The organism is Palleronia caenipelagi, assembly GCF_007004065.1.
Taxonomy (GTDB): Bacteria; Pseudomonadota; Alphaproteobacteria; order Rhodobacterales; family Rhodobacteraceae; genus Palleronia; species Palleronia caenipelagi.
Genome location: NZ_VFSV01000005.1, coordinates 146,942 through 167,209 on the forward strand (window position 1 = coordinate 146,942; position 20,268 = coordinate 167,209).

Consider the following 20,268-nt stretch of genomic DNA (forward strand, 5'->3'; position numbering starts at 1 on the left):
AGTCAGCCTATGGCTTGGGGCAGATCGTTGGGGGTCAGCCCCCGCTCGGTCGGTGTGTCGCCTGCCAAGCCGTTTTTCACAAGATCGAACCGACCGTCACGTCCCACGAGTGTGATCTTCGCAGGACGGGCGCGCGCGCACCCCTTGGTACAACCTGACACGTGTAATCCGGGGATGACAGGGGCGAGTTCGAGAGCGAGGGGTCGGGTCTCGACGCTCGCCTCCTGACAATAGGGCGCGCCGGGGCAGGCATCAGCGGTCAGGCGGGGATCAGGCGTGCCGAGCCAGCCTTCGGGGGCCTGCGCAGCGCCTTCGATCAGAACCATACGCCATGGGGTCAGGCGAATAGCGGACCCCGCCTCTGCTGCGCGGCGCAGATCATCGGCGGTCAGCGCCCCAAACGGGATGCCGGCGAGGAAGCCCTGCTCACAAGGGCCGGGCTGGGTGTGGTACGCTCCCAAGACGTCGCCGGACTGGCCTTCTGCACTCACGAAATCGCGCATCCGCCGCTGATCAGGAGCGCGCATCGATGCAAATTGTTGCGCAACATCGAACAAGACCGGGACCGCGTCTTCTTCGGAGACGCTGTCCGCGACCGTGGCGCCATCGCGCCGGACATACAGCGCGTCGCCGATCCTCTCCAGCCGGATATCGGCGGGATCGTCCCGCAGCACCGGTTCCGCCCCCGTATCTAGGGCAAAGCCGAATTTCGGCGGCAGGTCCGGCAACATCGGCAGCACATCAAGCAGGATGCGCCCCAGCCGGTCGGTCAGGTCCCCGGGTTCCCAAAAGGGCTGGGTGAGGATGTTGCGCCGGGTCTCCACCTCGACGCTGTCATCAAGGAGCCCCAACGCCGCCATCCCATCCAGCACCGCCTGATAATCGCGCACGCCCCGGATCTGCAAATTGGCCCGGCTGGTCAGGTCGATCAGCCCCGAGCCGAAGCGGGCCGCCAGATCTGCCACGCCCGCCGCCTGCTCCGCCGAGAGCCGCCCCTGCCATGCCCGCACCCGCACGATCAGCCCATCGCCGGACATCATTGGTTTCAGCGCGCCGGGGCACCAACCCTTGACCGTAATCATCGCCCCAACTCCGCAAGGATCGAATTCCGACGTGTGTTCCACAGCCCCGCCGCATGCAGCTCCGCAAAGCGGTCCCGCATCGCCTGCAACGCCTCGGGATTGGCCTGTTCCATGAACGCCACCAGCTCGGCGTCGCCCAGCGTCGCGTCATGATAGGCGTCGAACAGATGTGGTCCCACGGCATCGGCCAACTGCGCAAAGGCCGCCATGTGTTCCAGCGTCGCCGCGATCTCCGCCGCGCCCCGGAACCCATGACGCCGCATCCCCGAGAGCCAACCTGGATTGGTCGCACGGGCATGGACAACGCGGGCTATTTCTTCGGGCAAGGACCGTGTCTGCGGACGGTCCGGGTCGGTATTGTCCAGATGCCAGAGCCTTGCCTGCCCGCCCGTCACCGACTGCGCCGCCGCGAACCCCGCCTCATGAGCCGCATAATCGGCGGCCAGCAAGAGGTCACTTTCGGCCAGATCCTGCGTGTGGACAAAAGCTTCGGCGTGGCGCACCCGGTCACGCAGACCTTCCATGTCGCGCACCGGCTCGGCGCCGTCATGGGCCCAGGCACTGGCCGCCAGCCAGGCCTCGCCCGCCGCCTGCCGCCCCGCCGCGCCATAGACCTCGGCGTCCAACCCGAGACCAAAGCTGCCCGGCGCTGGTCCAAACACCCGCGCCCCCGCTTTTGTCACGTAAGGGTTCCAGTCAGGCGCTTCGTCCCGATCCGCCAAGGCCCGGACCGCCTGCCCATGCAGACGGGAGAGCTGCGGGAAGGTGTCCCGGAACAGCCCTGAAATCCGCAAGGTCACGTCAGCGCGCGGCCGCTCCAGCTCGGCGATGGGCAGAATTTCCACGCCCGACACCCGCTCGGAACCCGCATCCCAGACCGGACGCACGCCCATCAGCGCCAGCGCCATGGCAAAATCCTCGCCCGCCGTGCGCATGGTGGATGAGCCCCAGAGATCGACGACCAGCGCCCGCGGCCAGTCGCCCTCGTCCTGCAAATGACGGCGCACCAGCTCCTCGGCCAGCCGCTCGCCCTGTGCATAGGCGGCCCGCGTCGGCACAGCCCGCGCGTCGATCGTGTAGAGGTTCCGCCCCGTCGGCAAAACATCACGCCGCCCGCGATATGGCGAACCCGAAGGCCCCGGCGCGACCCACCGGCCGTTCAGCGCATCCAGCAACCCCTGCCGCTCGGCCTCCCCCGCGCCGTCAAAGGCACTCTCCCGGCCCCAGACATGCAAACCGTCACCAAACTGGCCTTCCTTCACGTCGCAAACAAAGCGGTCGATCCGGGTGATCGCCTCAGCGCTGCACTCGACCCGATCAAGCCCCAGATCATCCTCAACCCCGAGCGCCTGCGCCTCGGCGCGAATGTCCTCTTGCAACCGATCCCGCCGCTTCGGATCGAGCCCGTCCGCGTTAGAAAACTCGTCGAGCAGCGCTTCCAGCCGCGCCAGTCGCTCAGGCGTGCCCGAGGGCTTCAGCGGCGGCGGCACATGGCCGAGCGTCACCGCCCCGATGCGACGTTTCGCCTGGGCCGCCTCACCCGGATCGTTGACGATAAACGGGTAGATGACGGGCAGCGCTCCGGTCAGTACCTCGGGCCAGCACTCTTCGGACAAAGCCACGGCCTTCCCCGGCAGCCATTCCAGCGTCCCATGTGCGCCGATATGGACCAGCGCATCGGCTTGTTCCTGCAGCCAGAGGTAAAACGCCACATATCCGTGGCGCGGGACGCGGGAGAGGTCGTGATAGTCGTCACTCTTGGCGTCCGGCCTGCCCCGCTCGGGCTGGAGCGCCACGAGCACCTTACCGACCCGGAAAGCCCGGAACGGAAACGCACCGCCCACGACATCGGGATCGTCATCCGGCGCGCCCCAAATCTCCGTCAGTTCGCGCCGAAGTTTCTCGGGAAGTCGCGCCAGCGCCGCGGTGTACTCGGATACCGGCCAACGGAGTTCGCCCCCGTCCAGACGCGCCGGAATCTCCCCGGCAACCTCCATTGAATACCCCTCAGCCTCCAGATCACTGAGGATCGCGTCGGCTGAGGCAACCGCGTCGAGGCCAACCGCATGCGCCATGTTCCAGCCCTTGCCCGGGTAGCTCGACAGGACCAGCGCCACACGCCGCTCCGCCGCCGGGGTCTGCCCCAGCGAAACCCAAGCTGCCACCCGATCGGCCACAGCATCAATCCGATCCGCGCGAGGCGTGTGGACAGCGCGGGCGAATTGCAGCTGAGGGTCCCGCGCACCCGCCTCTTTAAATGATGCCACTCCCGTCAGGATCCGCCCGTCCATCTCGGGCAACACCACATGCATAGCAAGATCCGCAGGGGACAACCCGCGCTCAGCGCCTTGCCACGCCGCGCTGTCCGAGGTTGCCAACGCGACCTGAAACACCGGGACACCACCCGCGTCGAGCGGCGAGGTCCCCTCCGCCCCGCGCCCGGAGAAAGAAGTCGCGTTGACGATGGCGACAGGCTTCAGATGCGCCACTTGTCGCCTGAGCCACCCCGCCGCCTCGGGCGCCTTGAGGGACGGCGCGAACAGCCCTATCGCTGCAAAGCCCCGCGCCCGCAGCGCCTCGATCAGTGCAGCCACAGGCGCCAGATCGGCCGCCACAAGGAATGACCGGTAGAAGGTGACGAGCACCAGCCCCTTCGCCCGTCTGGAAATATCCACATCCGCGAGGCCGACCAGAGGGCAGCACACCCCGTCTTCGGGCGTCCACGCGCCAACGGGCGGCAGGGCCTTCTGCCCGCGCACGGGTCCGGCGTAGAGCCCCGATGCCAGCGCCATCTGGGCCAGCGCGGACTGCGCCGCGACAGAGCCGCCCTGATCGCAGAGATGTTGCAGGCGCCTGAGCGTCGAGACCGGCAGGGTCGAAACCGCATCCAGCGCCGGGTCCGCCCGCCCGTCCGCAGGCAGAACCGCCAGCGCGATGCCCCTCTCGGCGGCCAGCGCCTGAACCTGCTGGATACCGTAGCTCCAGTAAGGCACGCCGCCGATGAGCCGGATCAGGATGCCCTTCGCGCCAGCAAGCGTCTGCTCCACATAGGTATCCACCGACAGCGGGTGGGTCAGTGCAGACAGGTTCGCAAGCCGCAGGGACGGCAAGCCGTCGCGCCCGCGTCGCCAGCCCTCCGCAAACGCCCCGAGATCGGAGTCGGAGAAGGACAGCACCACCAGATCCGCCGGGCTTTGCCCCAGATCACGCGGCGTGTCAGCCTCTTCCAGCCCGTGGCTTTCGCGGAAAACGACGTGCATCTTACTCGGCGACCTCCTGCACCGCGCCCAGAGCGGTGTGGATGCGGGCGGTGTCGATATCGTCATGCTCGGCGATCACGACGACGCGGCCCTGACGGGACTCACCCGGTCCCCACGGGCGGTCATACTGATGCCGCACCCGCGCGCCCACCGCCTGCACGAGGAGCCGCATGGGCTTGCCCGCCACAGCGGCGTAGCCTTTGACCCGCAGGATATTCTGGCTCTTCGCCATCTCCTCAATCCGGCGCACCAGAGCTTCGGGGCTGTCCAACTCCGGCAGATCCACGACGATGCTCTCAAAATCTTCATGATCGTGATCATGGGGGTCGTCATGGTGCGACGGGCGCGCGTCAATATCGTCCTCGGCGGCGGCCTCCAGCCCGAGGATCACACGGGGATCGACCGCGCCCTCGGCCACCTCAACCACTGGCAGCGGGCGGGGGGCCTCGGCGGCGATGATCTCGCGCGCCTTCGTCACGCCCTCGGGACCGGCCAGATCGGGCTTGGTCAGCAGGATGATGTCGGCGCAGGAGATCTGGTCCTCGAAAACCTCCGACAGCGGCGTCTCATGGTCGAGGCTGTCATCGGCGGCGCGCTGGGCGTCCACCCGCGCCACGTCCGGCGCGAACCGTCCCGCCGCCACGGCCTCGGCATCGGCAAGCGCGATAACCCCGTCCACAGTGATCTTCGAACGGATATCGGGCCAGTCAAACGCCTTGAGCAGGGGCTTGGGCAGGGCCAGACCAGAGGTCTCGATCAGGATGTGATCGGGGCGCGGGTCCAGCGCCATCAGCGCCTCGATGGTCGGGATGAAATCGTCGGCCACGGTGCAGCAGATGCAGCCATTGGCCAGCTCCATGATGTTCTCGGCGGGGCAGTCGGGGATGGCGCAGCTCTTCAGGATCTCGCCATCCACCCCCACATCGCCGAACTCATTGACCACCACCGCCAGCCGCCGCCCGCCGGGGTTCTGCATCAGATGCCGGATCAGCGTCGTCTTGCCCGAGCCGAGAAAGCCGGTGATCACGGTGACGGGCAGTTTGGTCAGGGTCTTCATTCGGCGGCCTCCTTGGGCGCTGTCGCTGTTGCTGTCGTCAAAGGGGGGATGCGCGCGATGCAGTTGCGCTTGAAATGTTCGGGACGGCTGCGCCAAGGCACCAGCCCGTCCGGGGTTCCGGCGTAGAGCGTGGCGCCTTCGGCCACGAGCGCCGCGTCGTCCTCGGTGAAGTTGCCGTAGACAAAGGTCCAGCGCCCCTCACCACGAAACGCCACCGAGCAGCCGTGATCACAGTTGGACATGCACTCCACCGGGATGACCCGCAGACCTTCGGGCCGGGCATCCATCAGCCGGTCCGCGAGCAGCTCACCGGGGCGCTGGCCATCATCAGGTATCTCCCGTCCGGCGCGGCACTTCACGCAGACAAGCAATTCGGCCTCGGCCATGGCGCTCCTTTTCCCGGGGGGCGTCAGACGTCCGGCGCGATGCGGACCCCCGACACCGGCACACCCCGTCCGTTCGTCGTTCCCGCGCTGGCAGGTCTCCCGGCTTGCGGATTTGGGCCTGGGCCCTCGGCCCCTCGCCTTCCCGGCACGATGCCAGTGGCTGTGAGAGACCTCTCCGGTCACGGTCGCGGGGGCGGCCGGGCTCACATTGCGTGGCCCTGTTCCCTTTTCACCCGTTGCAACGGGCACCAGTACGCTCTTGGCATGGCGTCAACGACGCCCCCAAGTCAAGCCGTCAGCGCCTGAATAACGCGCCGTCAAACCGCCGCGGCTCCGACCGGCAAAGCCGGTATCAAAAGCTGGCACATCTCAGACCTGTTCTTCACCTCAGCGAAATCCCGCCTGCATGGGGGAGCCCAGAAGTTGCTCATCGGGCTTTCTCGTCGTTTGTTGAAACCCGACGGGGGCTACAAGCATGAGGGATTGACCGTCAGCGTCCGACCTCACCGCGCCCCCGTGCAGCGTCTGTCGATTTCCGACAGACCTGAATAAGCATTGGAGCAATGAGTATGACTAGAGAGTTTGCTGAGTTTATCGGAACCTTCACATTGGTCTTTCTAGGATGCGGGTCAGCGGTGATCGCCGGAACCCATATTGGCTACACCGGCGTGAGCTTTACGTTCGGCCTGTCGCTGATCGGCATGGCCTACGGGATCGGGGCTGTCTCGGGCTGCCACATCAATCCCGCCGTATCGCTGGGCGCTGTTGTCGCCGGTCGCATGGAAATGTCGCTGGCCATTCGGTACATGATCGCACAGGTGGCCGGTGCACTCGCTGCGGCGCTGGTGCTGCTGATGATTGCCAACGGCAAGGCGGATTACAGCGTGGCGACAAACGGGCTTGGCCAGAATGGCTGGGGGGCCGGGTATCTGGGCGAATATGGTGTGGTTTCCGCCTTCATCTTTGAAGCCGTCGCAACCTTCCTCTTCGTCCTCGTCATACTCGGCGCGACCTCCGCCGCCGCACCGGCGGCGATGGCAGGGTTGGTCATCGGCCTGACGCTGATCGCGATTCATCTGGTTGGCATCGACGTGACCGGCGTCTCGGTCAATCCCGCGCGTTCCATTGGACCAGCACTCTTTGCGGGCGGCCACGCGATTGGGCAGCTTTGGTTGTTCATTCTGGCGCCGATCATTGGGGCCGTTGGAGCGGGAATGGTCTGCAAGACCGGACTGCTTGATCCCAAGGCATAACGCCCCCCATAAGGGTGCCAAAGTGCGAGGGCGGTCCATGCCGTCCCCGCCTGCAGTCGAACGCCACAGTATTTCAAGGAAAGCCCCGGTCCATGGACGAACTCACCCAACGGCACAATGAAAAGATGAAGCGGATCAAGGCCGCCCGGGACGAGATGATGAAGACCAAGACCGAAGAAAAAGGTCTGATCATGGTCCATACCGGCAAGGGCAAAGGCAAAAGCTCGGCAGGCTTCGGCATGATCATGCGCTGCATCGCCTGGGGAATGCCCTGCGCGGTCGTGCAATTCGTCAAGGGCAACTGGGAGACCGGGGAAAAGAAGCTGCTGCGCGAGAAGTTCACTGAAAAATGCCGGTTTTTCGTCTCGGGCGAGGGCTTTACCTGGGAGACGCAGGACCGGGAGCGTGATGTGGCGGCGGCGAGAAACGGCTGGGAGATCGCCAAACAGCAGATCCTCGACCCCGAAATCCAGCTCGTGTTGCTCGACGAGATCAACATCGCGCTTCGGTATGATTACCTCGATATCGACGAGGTGGTGGACTTCCTGCTGACGCAAAAGCCGCACATGACCCATGTCTGCCTCACCGGCCGCAACGCCAAGCCTGAGTTGATCGAAGCCGCCGACTTGGTCACCGAGTTCGAGCTGGTCAAGCACCCATTCCGCGACGGGGTGAAAGCCCAGCGGGGCGTGGAGTTTTGACTAAGGATGGTCGAAAATCATGAACTGGCAAAGCGAATTTACGACTCTGCCCTGTGCTATATTTCCGGAGGACAACTTCTTGATTCTCGCGTTGGAGATTATGGCAAGGCATCAGTTATGCTCTCCATATTTGGATTTGAGCTGTTGCTGAAATGCGTTTACGTCCTCGAATATAATGATCTCTCCAAAGATGGTCACAACTACTGGAAGATTTGGAATAGCTTGCCAGAATCAGCTCGCAAGACCTTAAAGTCGAATGCAAAATCTAGATTCGGATCATACGCCGATTACTCTGATATGGCAAAAGTTCTGAATGATCTTGAAGATGCATTTACAAGGTCAAGATACAGCTACGAACTCGATAAGACAAAAACGAACGTGGAGATTAATGAACGCGCTCGCGCATGGATTGAAAGGGGAGCACCAGCTGACGACGCCAAGTTTCGATTTCGGCCGAATGAAAGAATGGGCTTGGTCTATGCACTAGCCAGATACATTCAGGAGCGCTTGGGTTTGGAAGAGATCGACGTGTTGACGCTATGACCCGCGCCCTCATGATTCAGGGCACCGGCTCCAATGTGGGCAAGTCCATGCTGGTCGCAGGGCTCATCCGGGCTGCGCGGGCGCGAGGGTTGTCGGTGGCGCCGTTCAAGCCGCAGAACATGTCCAACAACGCCGCCGTGACCTCGGACGGGGGCGAGGTCGGGCGGGCACAGGCGCTTCAGGCGCGGGCGGCGGGGCTGGCGCCGCATACGGATATGAACCCGGTACTGCTGAAACCCGAGACAGATACCGGTGCCCAGATCATCGTACAGGGTCGGCGCTGGCGCTCGGCCCGTGCCCGCGAGTACAGCGCGCTGAAACCGCAGCTTCTGGAAAAGGTACTGGAGAGCTTCAACCGCCTGACATCACAGCACGATCTGGTGATCGTCGAGGGCGCAGGCAGCCCCGCAGAAGTGAACCTGCGTAAAGGCGACATCGCGAATATGGGCTTTGCCCGCGCCGCCGGGGTTCCCGTGGTGCTGGCCGGGGATATCGACCGCGGCGGTGTGATCGCTCAGATTGTCGGCACGCAGGCGGTCATGGCCCCGAAAGATGCCGCGCTGGTCCAAGGCTTCCTCATCAACAAGTTCCGGGGTGACCCGTCGCTGTTCGATGACGGCTACCGGCTGATCGAAGAGTGCACGGGCTGGCGCGGCTTTGGCGTCTGTCCGTGGTTCCCCGAGGCCTGGCGTCTGCCCGCCGAGGATGCGCTCGACATCCACACGACCTCTGCGCGTGGGGGCCTGCACGTGGTCTGCCTGCGCCTGTCCCGGATTGCGAATTTCGACGATCTGGACCCGCTGGCGCAGGAGCCCGGCGTGCGCCTGACCATGCTCGGCCCCGGCAAAGCCCTGCCCGGTGACGCCGATCTGGTAATACTCCCCGGCAGCAAATCCACCCGGGGTGATCTGGCGTACCTCCGGGCGCAGGGCTGGGATGTGGATCTCGCCGCCCATGTCCGACGCGGCGGGCGGGTGCTGGGCATTTGTGGCGGATATCAGATGCTTGGGACGGTCATTGCAGATCCTGACGGGATCGAAGGTGAGCCGGGTGAGAGCCCCGGCCTGGGGCTTCTGGACGTCACCACCGTGATGTCCGGCGACAAGCGCCTGACCGAAGTCACCGCCACCCATGCCGCCACCGGGACGCCTTTCGGCGGCTATGAGATCCATATGGGCCGCACCACCGGCCCCGATTGCGCGCGGCCCTTCGCACATGTAGCGGACCAACCCGAGGGCGCCACCAGTCCCGACGGTCGAATTGCAGGCAGCTATCTGCACGGCATGTTCAGCTGGGATGCGTTCCGGCGGACGTTTCTCGGGGATGCTGGCTCGGACCTCAGCTATGAGGCAGGAGTGGACCGAGCGCTGGACGCACTCGCCGATCACATGGAAACCCATCTGGATGTGGACGGGTTGCTGGGTATCGCTCGGCGGCACAACACCTGACCCTTCTGTATCTCCGCTTTGCTATTCTAGGCCCATCAGCAACCTTGGCCGAGGTCGCTGACGGGGTGGTGCGCGACGTCTGACGCTTGTGGCATGACCAACTTCACGAGCTTGTCGGCACTACTGAACTTCGTCCCGTTTTCAGGACATTCTGAATGTTGCCTCTACGCTGCGATTTTCCAACTCATTTCTGTGAACGCCTTTGCCGGTGTCTGGTAGCCGATGGCTGAATGGCGGCGCGGGCGGTTGTAGAAGACCTTGATGTAATCGAAGATAGCGGCCCTGGCGTGTGCCCTTGTTGCGAAGCGCTGGCGGTGGACCAGTTCCTTTTTGAGCGAAGAAAAGAAGCTCTCCATTGGCGCGTTATCAAGGCACTCCCCCTTTCGGCTCATGGATTGCGTCAGCTTCGCGCGGTGGATGATTTTGCGATAGTCCCCACTGGCATATTGCACGCCGCGGTCCGAATGCGGGCTCAGCCCCGGGACCGGGCCGCGCCGATCCAGAGCTATTCGGAGCGCGTCGCAGCAGAGCTTCACCAGCAAATGATCGGCCATCGCCCATCCGACAAATTCGCGCGTGGCCATGTCTTTGACGGCCGCCAGGTAGAGCCAGCCCTCGTCGGTATCCACGTAGGTGATATCAGCGAGCCAGACGGTGTTCGGGATGTTGCAATGAAACGCCCGCCGCAGAAGGTTTGGAGATGGGGTCAGCTTGTGATTGCTGTTCGTGGTGATGGGCTTGCGAGGCGCGCGCGGACGGGCTGATATGATCTTCGTGCCTGTCACCGGACAGCGGGGTACTTTACCCCTGTCGATGAGAGGAGCACGACATGGGACAGCATCGACGGAAATACACGGATGAGTTCAAGGGTGAGATGCGCTGTGCGCCACTGGTTCAAGCACCGCATCGAACGCGGTTGAGCGGCTTTATGAGCCGGGCGCGACGCAGGGCAGCGTGGCGAAAGAGCTGGGGATCACCGGCACGCAGCTGAAAACCTGGCGGCTGGAGATCGAGGCGTTCGGCTCGATGGAGGCCAAACGTCGCCAGAAGGCGGATGCCGCCGAGATGGAGCGGCTGGCAGAGGAGAACGAGATCTTACAAATGGGTGAGCAGGCGAACGCCACCGGTCCGAGGGCGCCTGCGAACGCTTTTTTCGCAGCAAGGGCGGTGAAGTGAGGGCATGAGCGCCACTGGTCCGAGCGACTGCCCGAACGATGAACAAGCGCGCTTTCATCACTGCCCACAAAGCTCAGTTCGACTGACCGTGGCCCCAGTGGGGCCGCGTAAGCGGGAGAACGCGGTTTCGACACTTTGCCGACTGGTCCGCCTGTCACGCAGTTGGTTTTATGGTCACGGCGCCGGTGAGGCAGCCCGTGAAAGTCGGGAGGCGCGGCGTGCGGCACGGGACAAGGCACTGCTGGAGCGGATCAGCCATTTTTTCAAAGCCAGCAAACACCGCTACGGGTCCAGGCGTATCCACCGGGATCTGTGCGCTGACGGGGAGCGCGTCCCGGAGCGGCGCGTGGCCAGAATAATGCGCGAAAACAGGATCTCAGCCGGCCAGCGCAAGCCACGCAAGCCGGTGACCACAAACAGCAAGCACAAGCTGACCCCGTCGCCCAACCTGCTGCTGCAGGCATTTCATTGCACCACCCCGAACACCGTCTGGCTGGCGGATATCAGCTACGTTGATACCGGCGAGGGCTGGCTCTACCTGGCAGCGGTCAAGGAATGAGCCATGTCTGCCGCCGCCCATCGGGCTCCGACCGGTGGCGCCGCGATGGGCAACTCCAAGGACAATGGCGCATGCGACCCGCGAAATCGTCGGCTGGTGCATGGCCGACCCCCTGGGCGCTGAACTGCGCTGCGACGCGCTCCGGATGGCCCTGGACCGGCGCGGTCCGCTCCCGGGGCTGATCCTGCATTCGGACCGCGGCGTACAATATGCCAGTGGGGACTATCGCAAGATCATCCACCGCGCCAAGCTGATCCGATCCGTGAGCCGCAAGGGTCAGTGCCTCGGGTTCAAGCTGGTCCGCGCCAGCGGATCAAACGATCCGGGGGATCGTTTGAAGGCGCAGAACGCCCCGATGGAGAGCTTCTTTTCTTCGCTGAAGAAGGAGCTGGTCCATCGCCATCGGTTCGGACCCCGGGAACAGGCCAGGGCCGCGATCTTCGAGTACATCGAGGTCTTCTACGGGCCGCCAACGCCGCCATTCAGCTATCGGCTACCAGACGCCGGTTCAAGCGTTCACAGAGATGAGTTGGGAAATCGCAGCGTAGAGTCAACAATCAGACTGTCCGGAAACAGAGACGAAGATCATGTCTTGCAACGCGTATAAGGGGGACACCACAGACACCGCGAGTCTGCGGATCGCCTGCGTTGTGCCTGAAAATCACCCGGAGCCTGTTTCCTATGCGGCTGCGCATCAGGCACACTGGGACGCAAACACGAGCAAGCCCGCAAATGACGACTGGCGGTATTATTCCGGCTGGACGCAAAATGAGCTAGGTGTGACGAGACCTATCGAAGCTTTGGAAAAGAAGGTGTCGTCAGCATTCCGCTGGCAAACGCTCAGGAAGGTGACGCGGCCTGTCAGAAGGACCTCGGCACTGCAAACGCCCGGATGCTGGAATTTCACGAGAGCGGCGGCGGCTGGGGCGTGGGCGGAATGATCCACACAACTCCAAAAAAGGAAATTTGCTGACCAAGGATGCCGGCATGGAGCGCTTTATCGTTCGCATCAACGGTCAGCCGTCAAACGCCTGGGACTAAGTCGTCTCAAGTGCATGTTCTAACCGCGCCCATGACGCCTCGCCATCGGTGAGCCCGAGCCGGATCCAGCTCTTGGAATAAGGAAAAATCCGGGACCAGATATGATGCCGCGCAAGGTGATCTTGCGCGGCATCCGCGTCATGGGTCTCATAGGTGCGGAACAGAGGCGTTCCGCCGACCAGCCGCCACCCTGCCCGCTCCGCCATCCCGTCCAGCCGGGCGGCATCACGGGCCAACCTGCGCCGCGTCTCTGCAATCCATGTCGCGTCCAAAAGCGCCGTCGCGCCAATCGCCGCAGCGGGACCGGAAACAGCCCAGGGGCCAGCAGCGTCGGTCAGCAGGGTCTCCAACGGCCCAGTGGTCAGGGCAAAGCCCAGACGCACCCCGGCGAGACCGAAAAACTTGCCGAAGGAGCGCAGAACCACGGTGTTGGGCAGGTCTGCCAGATGTGGAGCGAGAGAGAGCTCTGGCTCCGGGTCGGCAAAGCTTTCATCAACAATGAGATGGCCCACCTGCCCCGCCAGATCAAGCAGGTCTGCGGGCGCATGAGCTTGCCCATCGGGATTGTTCGGGTTCACCAGAACGGCCACGGGTGCTCCCGCCAGCGCCTGCACACTCTCGACCTCGCGCACGTCATGCCCCGCCGAACAAAAGCTCGCCGCGTGCTCGTTATAGGTCGGCGCGAGGATGCGGACCTCCCCGGCGGGCAGGACGCGGGGCAGGAGCTGGATCGCCGCCTGTGCGCCGGCCACAGGCAGACAGGGTGCGCCGCCATAGAGATCCGACGCGGCCCGTGACAGTGCCGACAGTGCGGAGGCTTCGGGCAAGCGGTCCCAGACGGATCCCGGCAATTCCGGCACTAGGTAGGGGCGTGGGTTAATGCCGGTCGACAGGTCGATCCAGTCCTCTGCCGCACCACCAAACCGGGCGCGCGCCGCGTCAAGATTGCCCCCGTGATCCCTCATGCCACCGCTCCGATCGTTAGTAAGGCCAGCGTCAGAAGATAGGCCTTGCGCGCCAGATTCAGGCCTGCGTCGATATCAATCCCGCTGGCGTCCTCACCCTCGGGATACAGCCAGGGTTGCGGCTCGACGCCGGTTTCATAGGCGCGCGGCCCCGAGAGGCGCACGCCCAGCGCCGCCGCCATGGCGGATTCCGGCCAGCCCGCATTGGGAGAGCGATGCTGCCGCGCATCCCGCTGCATCACCCGCCACGCCTCGCCGGGTCGGGGCGCCACGAGGCAGATCAGCGCGCCAGTCAGACGTGCGGGGATCAGGTTCACCAGATCGTCCAGCCGTGCCGCACTGCGCCCGAAATCGAGGTAGCGCTCAGAACGGTAGCCAATCATGGAATCCATGGTGTTGATCGCCTTGTAGGCGACTAATCCCGGCAGACCGAGCAGAATGCCCCAGAAGAGCGGAGCAATGACCCCGTCCGAGGCATTCTCGGCGAGGCTCTCGATGGCCGCGCGGGAGATCCCGCCCTCATCGAGCTGATTCGGATCGCGCCCGACAATCATGGATACGGCCTGGCGAGCGCCCGCCAGATTGCCTTCGATCAGCGGATTGGCCACGGCGGCCACGTGGTCGCGCAAGCTGCGCGCCGCGAGGAAGGGCCATGCCAGAAGCACCGTCAGCAGAGGACCCGCCAGCAATTGCAGCAAGACTGCGGGGATCAGCACGGCAACCAGTACCGCAACCACGGTCAGCGTCCCGGCCCGGCGCCTCTCCGCCGGGGTACCGGTGTTCAACCGTCCCTCCAGCCGCGAGATCAGGTTACCGATCCAGATCACCGGATGGCCTATGGCGCGAACGAGCCGATCCGGCCAGCCGAGCGCCAGATCGAACAGGGCCGCAAGCAGCATCGGGGTGATCATTCCGGGCCTCCGGTAGTGAAATGAAGGATATGACGGAACCCGGCATGCTCCAGCGCCGCGCGGGCGGGCTGTGGGTCGGCTCCGCGCGGAAAAATCACACCTCGCAGCGACCCCGTATGCGCGCGCAGCCACCCCAGCGCGCCAAGCGCCTGCGCAATCTCTGGGGTCGGATCATCCGCAGGGCCGCGTAAGGCCGTTGTGCGGGAGGCCGAAAGGCTCGACAGTTGCGCGAGGATCGCGAGGTCCCCGCAAGCCCCCGGCCAGCGCGCCACCAGATCGGAGACATCCGGGAAGCGGAGGTCCTGAGCGTCCGTATACTCTCCCGCGCCAAAGGTGCCGCCAACGATCAGCGCTTGCGGCGGCGGCGGCAGGTCGCGCAGCACGCGGGCCTCGCGCGGCGCCCAGAGCAAACGGTCGGGGTGGGGGTACATGAGCGGGTCCGTGGCGCCCTCGGCCGCGAGGCAGGCGCGGGCGAGCACTTCCGGCTCAATGCCCCCCGCCGCACGGCCCAGCGCCACTAAGGCCGCCGTGGATATTCCCGCTCCGCACCCCGGCGGCAGGTCGGCCCTCAAGGTCAGCAGCGGCACCGGAACCCCGAGCGCCCGCGCAAAGCGCTCCCGCTGCTCCGCTTCCACCAGTCCGGAACCCGCCGCATCCAAGATCACCCCCAGATCGGGACAAGGCAGCGTTACGAGGGCCAGCGGACCGTCCGGGCCCATGCGCCCCTGGATCCACTCCCCGAAATGACCGCTGACACGCAGGCTCATGAGGCGATCCGGTTCACATAACCCACCGCCGCCCCCGAGGGGTGCAGGCTGATCTGCGTGGCCGAGAGTGGGGCGATGTGAAACGCCAGCGCCGGTCCCGGTCCGCCCAGCGCCATGGACAGCGCGGCGCGGATGGTGCCGGCATGGGCCACCACGGCGATGGTCTCGCCCGCCACCGCCAGACGGGTCAAGGCCGGGGTCACGCGATCGCAGAGATCGGCAAAGCTCTCGCCCCTGTCCCAGAGGTGCATTGCCAGCGCTTCGGGAGTCAGCGGCCCGAGATCCGGCAGATCCGCCAGAGGCTGCCCGTCCCAGATGCCGAAATCCTGCTCCCAGATATCAGGCTCTGACCGGAGGGCACGCCCCGGAAAGAGCGCCTCCGCCGTCACCCGGCAGCGCTGCGCGGGAGAGTTAATCACGTGTGCGACCGGCGGCAGGGTGGCGGCCAGCGCCGCGCAGGCCGTCGGGTCAGGCTCTGCGGCAAAGTCGCTGCGCCCGGCCAGCCGGTCCGGCGTTGTGATCCGGGCGTGACGGATCAGGATCAAAGAGGCAGGCAGAGGCATTTTCGCTGTCAGACGGCTTCCATTTCGAGGCGTGTTATGATGTGTCATCTCACGATGGCAAAGTCGATCCTCATCACCGGCGGGGCCCGGTCCGGAAAATCCGCTCTGGCTGAGCGGCTGGTGCAGGATATTGGGCCAGATCCCCTTTATATTGCGACTGCTCAGGCGTTCGACGGTGAGATGGAGGATCGCATTGGCCTCCACCAGGACCGTCGCGGACCGGAATGGGGGCTGATCGAAGCGCCTTTGGACCTGACCGGCGCGCTGGCGCAGGCGGGAACCCGGCCTTGCCTCGTGGATTGCCTGACCCTCTGGCTGACCAACCTCATGCTGGCCGAACGTGACTGGCGTGAGGAAGCGGACCGCCTCGCGGCGCTGATCGGCACTCTGCCCGGTCCGGTCGTGTTCGTGACCAACGAAGTCGGGCTCGGGATCGTGCCCGAAACGCCTCTTGGCCGCGCGTTCCGGGACGCGGCCGGGACGCTCAATCAACAGGTTGCCGGGCGCTGCGACGAGGTGTTTCTCTGCGTCGCAGGCCAACCCCTCAAGGTAAAACCCCATGGATCTTGACGCGCTGATCGCAGGCACGGACCTGCCGCAATTCGACGAGGCAGCCGCCGAGGCGGCCCGCGCCCGGCAGGCGGAACTGACGAAGCCGCCCGGCGCGCTGGGGCGGCTCGAAGAGCTGGCGATCTTTATGGCGGGCTGGCAGGGGACGGCCCAGCCCCGGATCGAGCGAGCGCAAGCGCTTGTCTTTGCCGGGAACCACGGGATCTGCGCGCAGGGCGTGAACCCGTTTCCGCAGGAGGTCACCGCCGCCATGGTGGCAAATTTCGAGGCCGGAGGCGCAGCGATCAACCAGCTTTGCGCCGTGGCCGGGGCGGATCTGAGCGTGATCGCGCTGGATCTCGACACGCCCACCGCCGATTTCACCACGGGCCCCGCCATGAGCGCCGGGGAAACCCGCGCGGCCATGGCAAAGGGGGCTGAGGCCGTGGACCCAAGCGCATCGGTTCTGGTGCTGGGCGAAATGGGCATCGGCAACTCCACCATTTCCGCCGCGCTGGCCTGCGCCTGCCTCGGCGGCGAGGCGCGCGACTGGATCGGGCGCGGCACCGGCTCCGACGATGCGGGGATGGCGTTGAAGGCCGACGTGGTGGCGAAGGGCGTCGCCCTGCACGGGACAGGCACTCCGCTGGAAATCCTCGCGGCCCTCGGCGGGCGGGAGCAAGCCGCCATGGCGGGCGCGGTCCTCGCCGCCCGGGCGGCGCGCATCCCGGTGTTGCTCGACGGCTATATCTGCACGGCGGCCATGCTGCCCCTGTGGCGGATCAACCCCGCCCTTTTGGACCATTGCCTCGTCTCCCACCGCAGCCGTGAGCCCGGTCACATCCGTATCCTCGACGCCATCGGCAAGCCTGCGATCCTGGACATGGACATGGCACTGGGCGAGGGTTCGGGCGCGGCACTGGCTCTGCCGATCCTACGCGCGGCGCTCGCCTGCCACAACGGCATGGCGACATTCGCCGAAGCGGGCATCGGCGGCTGATGCACTCCCGGCTTGATGAGCTGCGGCTGGCGGTGATGTTCCTCACCCGCCTGCCTGTGGGGACGCTGACAGACCCGCCGCCCCTCAGCCGCGCGGCCTGGGCCTTTCCTTTGGTTGGGCTCATTCCGGGGTTGGCGGGCTGGCTGGCCCTCTCCCTGACCGGAGGCGTTCTGGGCGGAATGCTGGCAGTGCTGGCCATGGTGCTGATCACCGGCGCGCTACACCATGACGGGCTGGCGGATTTCGCGGACGGCATCTGGGGCGGGCGTGACAAGGCACGCGTTCTGGAGATCATGCGCGACAGCCGCACCGGCAGCTACGGGGTGCTGGCGCTGATCCTGTTCACGACCCTGCCCGCGTTGGCGATGGCCGAAGTTGGCGCGTCTCTGCCCGCGTTTCTTTTCGCAGGCGTGTCCAGCCGCCTCGCGATGCTGGTCGCCATGACCCGGATGCCCCCGGCGCGGACGGATGGTCTTGGCGAAGACGCAGGCGGGAGAGCAAACTTGCTCTGGGGCGCGATAATCGTGGCATTTCTGGGTCTCTGGACCGGCGCCGCCGCGATCCCGGCAGCGCTCATCGCGGCCGCGGTCGCCTTTGGTCTCGCTCGGCTGGCCCTAAAACGGATCGGCGGACAAACCGGCGACGTTCTGGGCGCGATCCAACTCACCAGCGAGGCCGCGATCTGGGTGACCCTCGCCGCGCTCAGCGGCTGAAGTTCAGACCAGAACTTCCTGTCGCTCCTGCTCCGGCACCCCAAACACCCGGCGATACCGGGCGATCTCGTCCGCAGGGCCAGTGGCCTTACCCGGGTTATCGGACAGCTTGACCGTCGGATGACCATTCGCCGTCTGAGCTTTGCAGACCAGCGAGAATGGCGCCAGCGCATCGCCTGCAACCAGCCCACGGAAATCATTGGTCAGGTTCGTCCCCCATCCAAAGCTCACCCGCACCCGGTTGCGGAACCGCGTATGCAGCTCGGCGATCTTTGCTTCGGTGAGCCCGTCGGAGAAAATGACCAGCTTTTCACGCGGATCCTCGCCGCGCTCCTGCCACCAGCGGATCGCCGTCTCGGCTCCGGTGGCAGGATCTCCGGAGTCGATGCGGATGCCGGTCCAGCCCGCCAGCCAGTCTGGCGCGCCTGCGAGAAACTGCTCGGTCCCGTAAGTGTCGGGGAGGATGATCCGCAGATTGCCCTCGTGCTCTTCATGCCAGTCGGCGAGCACGTTATAGGGCGCCTGCCGCAGAGCCGCATCATCCTCGGCCAGAGCTGCGTAGACCATAGGTAGCTCATGGGCATTGGTACCGATGGCCTCAAGGTCGCGTTCCTTGGCGATCAGGCAGTTCGACGTGCCGATAAAGCTTTCGCCAAGCCCCTCGTGCATGGCCTGCACGCACCAGTCTTGCCAAAGATAGGAGTGCCGACGGCGAGTGCCGAAATCGGCGATCTTGAGCCCGTCAAGCTGCCTGAGATGCTCGATTTTCTCCCAAAGCTTCGTCATGGCGCGGGCATAGAGCACCTGCAGCTCAAACCGCCCGAGATCGCGCAGAACCGCCCTGCCGCGCAGCTCCATCAGGATCGCCAGCGCCGGAATCTCCCAGAGCATCACTTCGGGCCAGCTGCCCTCGAAGACCAGCTCAAACTGGTCCCCCACACGCTCAAGATGGTAGTCGGGCAGCCGCAGCCGTTCGAACCAGTCCATGAAATCCGGGGTGAACATCTGGCGTTTACCGTAGAAGGTGTTGCCCCGCATCCACGTGGACTCGCCGCGCCGGAGCGACAGACTGCGCACGTGGTCGAGCTGTTCGCGCAGCTCGCCCTCATCCACCAGCTTTGCCAGCGGGACCGAGCTGGTCCGGTTGATCAGGCTGAACGTGACCCGCGTGTCAGGGCGGCGCCTGAAGACGGTCTGACACATCAGAAGCTTATAGAAATCCGTATCGATAAGGGACCGGACGATCGGGTCGATCTTCCATTTGTGGTTCCAGACACGGGTGGCGAGATCAACCATCGGCTCGGACTTTCAGACTATCAGGGCAACTGCGGAGGTTTAGTCTACACCAGCCCCTGCCGCGGACGCCAGCGGATGGGTCACCAGCCCTTATCCGCGTAGCCCATATAGATCACCGTCTGCACCGGGATCGGCCCAAAGACCGGGTCGAGCTTGCCATCGATCCCAACAGGTCCCAACCCGGTGAAGTCGCGAGCTGCGAGACCCGCTCGGGTGAGCGCAGCGCGGAGTTCCGGTTTCTTGATAAACATGTCGGGGTCATGGGCGCCCTTGGGCAAAACCCGCAGCACGTTCTCGGCCATGGTGATCGCAGCAAAGCGAGCTACGGGATTGCGGTCCAGCGTGTCAAAGAGGAACCGGCCACCGGGTTTCAGCACCCGCTCCACCTCCCGAAGCACCTGATCGAGATCCTGGACATGCTCCAGCACGTCCACACAAACCACCGCATCGAAATGGCCGCTTTCGTAGGGGAGATCCTCGCCCACACCAACATCGTAACGGATCGTGAGCCCACCAGCTTCCGCATGAGCACGGGCGGCGGCAATCGCCTCAGCGGCCGGGTCGATTCCGGTGACGTTAGCGCCCCGCTCAGCCAGCGCTTCGGCCATAAATCCGCCGGCGCAGCCCAGATCAAGGACCTTCTTTCCCTGCCATTCCATGTGGCGGTTGAACCATTTCAGGCGGCCGGGGACCATTTTTCGGAGGACGCGCAGCCAACGGACATCATCAGCCCACCATTTTTGGGCGACGTCATCGTATATAGAGAGATTGTTTCGTGTTTCAGCGTTCATGACCCTGTACTCCACACTGTTTGCATGAGTTATTTTATTTTTGGGTCGTTTTTTTTGTATCGTTTTGAGGGATTTGGGTATTTTCTAGGATTGGCGGTGACCTACTCTCCCGCGTCTTAAGACGGAGTACCATTGGCGCAGCGGCACTTAACTTCCGAGTTCGGTATGGGGTCGGGTGTTTTGCTCGCGCTATGACCACCAATCCGA

At 64.7% G+C, this 20,268-nt stretch carries 21 protein-coding genes, 1 rRNA gene and 1 riboswitch; of the genes, 10 read left to right on the plus strand and 12 right to left on the minus strand.

Going from position 1 to position 20,268, the window contains the following annotated elements; translation table 11 throughout:
• Window positions 1-2 precede the first annotated feature (2 nt).
• From FEV53_RS04465 to FEV53_RS04480, 4 genes are read right to left on the minus strand one after another with little or no spacing between them, the layout of a single operon-like run.
• A complete protein-coding gene (locus tag FEV53_RS04465; RefSeq protein WP_142833616.1) occupies window positions 3-1,082 on the minus strand; it encodes a cobalamin biosynthesis protein CobG in 1,080 nt (359 codons plus the stop codon).
• Complete coding sequence (cobN, locus tag FEV53_RS04470) at window positions 1,079-4,342, minus strand: cobaltochelatase subunit CobN (RefSeq protein WP_142833617.1); 3,264 nt, start codon at window positions 4,340-4,342, stop codon at window positions 1,079-1,081. Before cobN ends, FEV53_RS04465 begins: the two co-directional genes overlap by 4 nt.
• 1 nt (window position 4,343) lies before the next feature.
• Window positions 4,344-5,399 carry a cobalamin biosynthesis protein CobW gene (cobW, locus tag FEV53_RS04475; RefSeq protein ID WP_142833618.1) on the minus strand — a complete coding sequence of 352 codons (1,056 nt, stop codon included), beginning with the start codon at window positions 5,397-5,399 and terminating at the stop codon, window positions 4,344-4,346.
• Entirely contained in the window at window positions 5,396-5,785 is a 390-nt protein-coding gene (locus FEV53_RS04480; protein WP_142833619.1) for a DUF1636 family protein, read from the minus strand. The genes cobW and FEV53_RS04480 overlap by 4 nt, the downstream gene beginning before the upstream one ends.
• Window positions 5,786-5,857: 72 nt before the next feature.
• Window positions 5,858-6,053: riboswitch (cobalamin riboswitch) on the minus strand.
• A gap of 301 nt (window positions 6,054-6,354) precedes the next feature.
• Between FEV53_RS04480 and FEV53_RS04485 the strand changes: the two genes are divergently transcribed.
• From FEV53_RS04485 to FEV53_RS04500, 4 genes are all read left to right on the plus strand, one after another.
• Entirely contained in the window at window positions 6,355-7,038 is a 684-nt protein-coding gene (locus tag FEV53_RS04485; RefSeq protein ID WP_142833620.1) for an aquaporin, read from the plus strand.
• A gap of 92 nt (window positions 7,039-7,130) precedes the next feature.
• Complete coding sequence (gene cobO / locus FEV53_RS04490) at window positions 7,131-7,739, plus strand: cob(I)yrinic acid a,c-diamide adenosyltransferase (RefSeq protein WP_142833621.1); 609 nt, start codon at window positions 7,131-7,133, stop codon at window positions 7,737-7,739.
• 6 nt (window positions 7,740-7,745) lie between these two features.
• On the plus strand, window positions 7,746-8,282 hold the full coding sequence (locus FEV53_RS04495) for a hypothetical protein (RefSeq protein WP_142833622.1): 537 nt from the start codon (window positions 7,746-7,748) through the stop codon (window positions 8,280-8,282).
• The gene (locus FEV53_RS04500; RefSeq protein ID WP_142833623.1) at window positions 8,279-9,730 is read left to right on the plus strand and encodes a cobyric acid synthase; all 1,452 of its coding nucleotides are present in this window, start codon (window positions 8,279-8,281) and stop codon (window positions 9,728-9,730) included. The genes FEV53_RS04495 and FEV53_RS04500 overlap by 4 nt, the downstream gene beginning before the upstream one ends.
• Before the next feature lie 164 nt (window positions 9,731-9,894).
• Here FEV53_RS04500 and FEV53_RS04505 read toward each other — a convergent pair whose 3' ends face one another.
• A complete protein-coding gene (locus FEV53_RS04505) occupies window positions 9,895-10,515 on the minus strand; it encodes an IS3 family transposase (protein WP_246100728.1) in 621 nt (206 codons plus the stop codon).
• A 169-nt stretch (window positions 10,516-10,684) separates the two neighbouring features.
• On the opposite strand from FEV53_RS04505, the gene FEV53_RS04510 reads away from it, so the two are divergent.
• The 3 genes from FEV53_RS04510 (at window position 10,685) to FEV53_RS04520 (ending at window position 12,072) form a co-directional block, all read left to right on the plus strand.
• Window positions 10,685-10,906, plus strand: a complete 222-nt coding sequence (locus FEV53_RS04510; protein ID WP_246100729.1) for a hypothetical protein — start codon at window positions 10,685-10,687, stop codon at window positions 10,904-10,906.
• Between the two features lie 4 nt (window positions 10,907-10,910).
• Window positions 10,911-11,465, plus strand: coding sequence for an IS3 family transposase (locus FEV53_RS04515; protein WP_142833625.1), 555 nt, complete (start codon window positions 10,911-10,913; stop codon window positions 11,463-11,465).
• Between the two features lie 64 nt (window positions 11,466-11,529).
• Window positions 11,530-12,072: a DDE-type integrase/transposase/recombinase gene (locus FEV53_RS04520; protein ID WP_142833626.1), complete on the plus strand. Its 543-nt coding sequence runs from the start codon at window positions 11,530-11,532 to the stop codon at window positions 12,070-12,072.
• 430 nt (window positions 12,073-12,502) lie between these two features.
• Here the strand turns inward: FEV53_RS04520 and cobD are convergent, their stop codons facing one another.
• From cobD to FEV53_RS04545, 4 genes are read right to left on the minus strand one after another with little or no spacing between them, the layout of a single operon-like run.
• Window positions 12,503-13,471, minus strand: coding sequence for a threonine-phosphate decarboxylase CobD (gene cobD / locus FEV53_RS04525; protein ID WP_142833627.1), 969 nt, complete (start codon window positions 13,469-13,471; stop codon window positions 12,503-12,505).
• Entirely contained in the window at window positions 13,468-14,382 is a 915-nt protein-coding gene (cbiB, locus tag FEV53_RS04530) for an adenosylcobinamide-phosphate synthase CbiB (protein ID WP_142833628.1), read from the minus strand. The genes cobD and cbiB overlap by 4 nt, the downstream gene beginning before the upstream one ends.
• Entirely contained in the window at window positions 14,379-15,149 is a 771-nt protein-coding gene (locus FEV53_RS04535; RefSeq protein ID WP_185962103.1) for a propanediol utilization protein, read from the minus strand. The genes cbiB and FEV53_RS04535 overlap by 4 nt, the downstream gene beginning before the upstream one ends.
• Entirely contained in the window at window positions 15,146-15,712 is a 567-nt protein-coding gene (locus FEV53_RS04545; RefSeq protein ID WP_142833629.1) for a histidine phosphatase family protein, read from the minus strand. The genes FEV53_RS04535 and FEV53_RS04545 overlap by 4 nt, the downstream gene beginning before the upstream one ends.
• Window positions 15,713-15,748: 36 nt before the next feature.
• Here FEV53_RS04545 and cobU point away from each other — a divergent pair, with 36 nt between their 5' ends.
• From cobU to cobS, 3 genes are read left to right on the plus strand one after another with little or no spacing between them, the layout of a single operon-like run.
• A complete protein-coding gene (gene cobU, locus FEV53_RS04550) occupies window positions 15,749-16,282 on the plus strand; it encodes a bifunctional adenosylcobinamide kinase/adenosylcobinamide-phosphate guanylyltransferase (protein WP_246100730.1) in 534 nt (177 codons plus the stop codon).
• Window positions 16,272-17,261, plus strand: coding sequence for a nicotinate-nucleotide--dimethylbenzimidazole phosphoribosyltransferase (gene cobT / locus FEV53_RS04555; protein WP_142833630.1), 990 nt, complete (start codon window positions 16,272-16,274; stop codon window positions 17,259-17,261). Before cobU ends, cobT begins: the two co-directional genes overlap by 11 nt.
• A complete protein-coding gene (gene cobS, locus FEV53_RS04560) occupies window positions 17,261-17,974 on the plus strand; it encodes an adenosylcobinamide-GDP ribazoletransferase (RefSeq protein ID WP_142833631.1) in 714 nt (237 codons plus the stop codon). Before cobT ends, cobS begins: the two co-directional genes overlap by 1 nt.
• 3 nt (window positions 17,975-17,977) lie before the next feature.
• Here cobS and pncB read toward each other — a convergent pair whose 3' ends face one another.
• From pncB to rrf, 3 genes are all read right to left on the minus strand, one after another.
• A complete protein-coding gene (gene pncB, locus FEV53_RS04565) occupies window positions 17,978-19,270 on the minus strand; it encodes a nicotinate phosphoribosyltransferase (RefSeq protein WP_142833632.1) in 1,293 nt (430 codons plus the stop codon).
• An 80-nt stretch (window positions 19,271-19,350) separates the two neighbouring features.
• Entirely contained in the window at window positions 19,351-20,061 is a 711-nt protein-coding gene (gene ubiG, locus FEV53_RS04570; protein ID WP_142833633.1) for a bifunctional 2-polyprenyl-6-hydroxyphenol methylase/3-demethylubiquinol 3-O-methyltransferase UbiG, read from the minus strand.
• A gap of 88 nt (window positions 20,062-20,149) precedes the next feature.
• Window positions 20,150-20,264 (minus strand): 5S ribosomal RNA (gene rrf, locus FEV53_RS04575).
• Window positions 20,265-20,268: the final 4 nt, after the last annotated feature.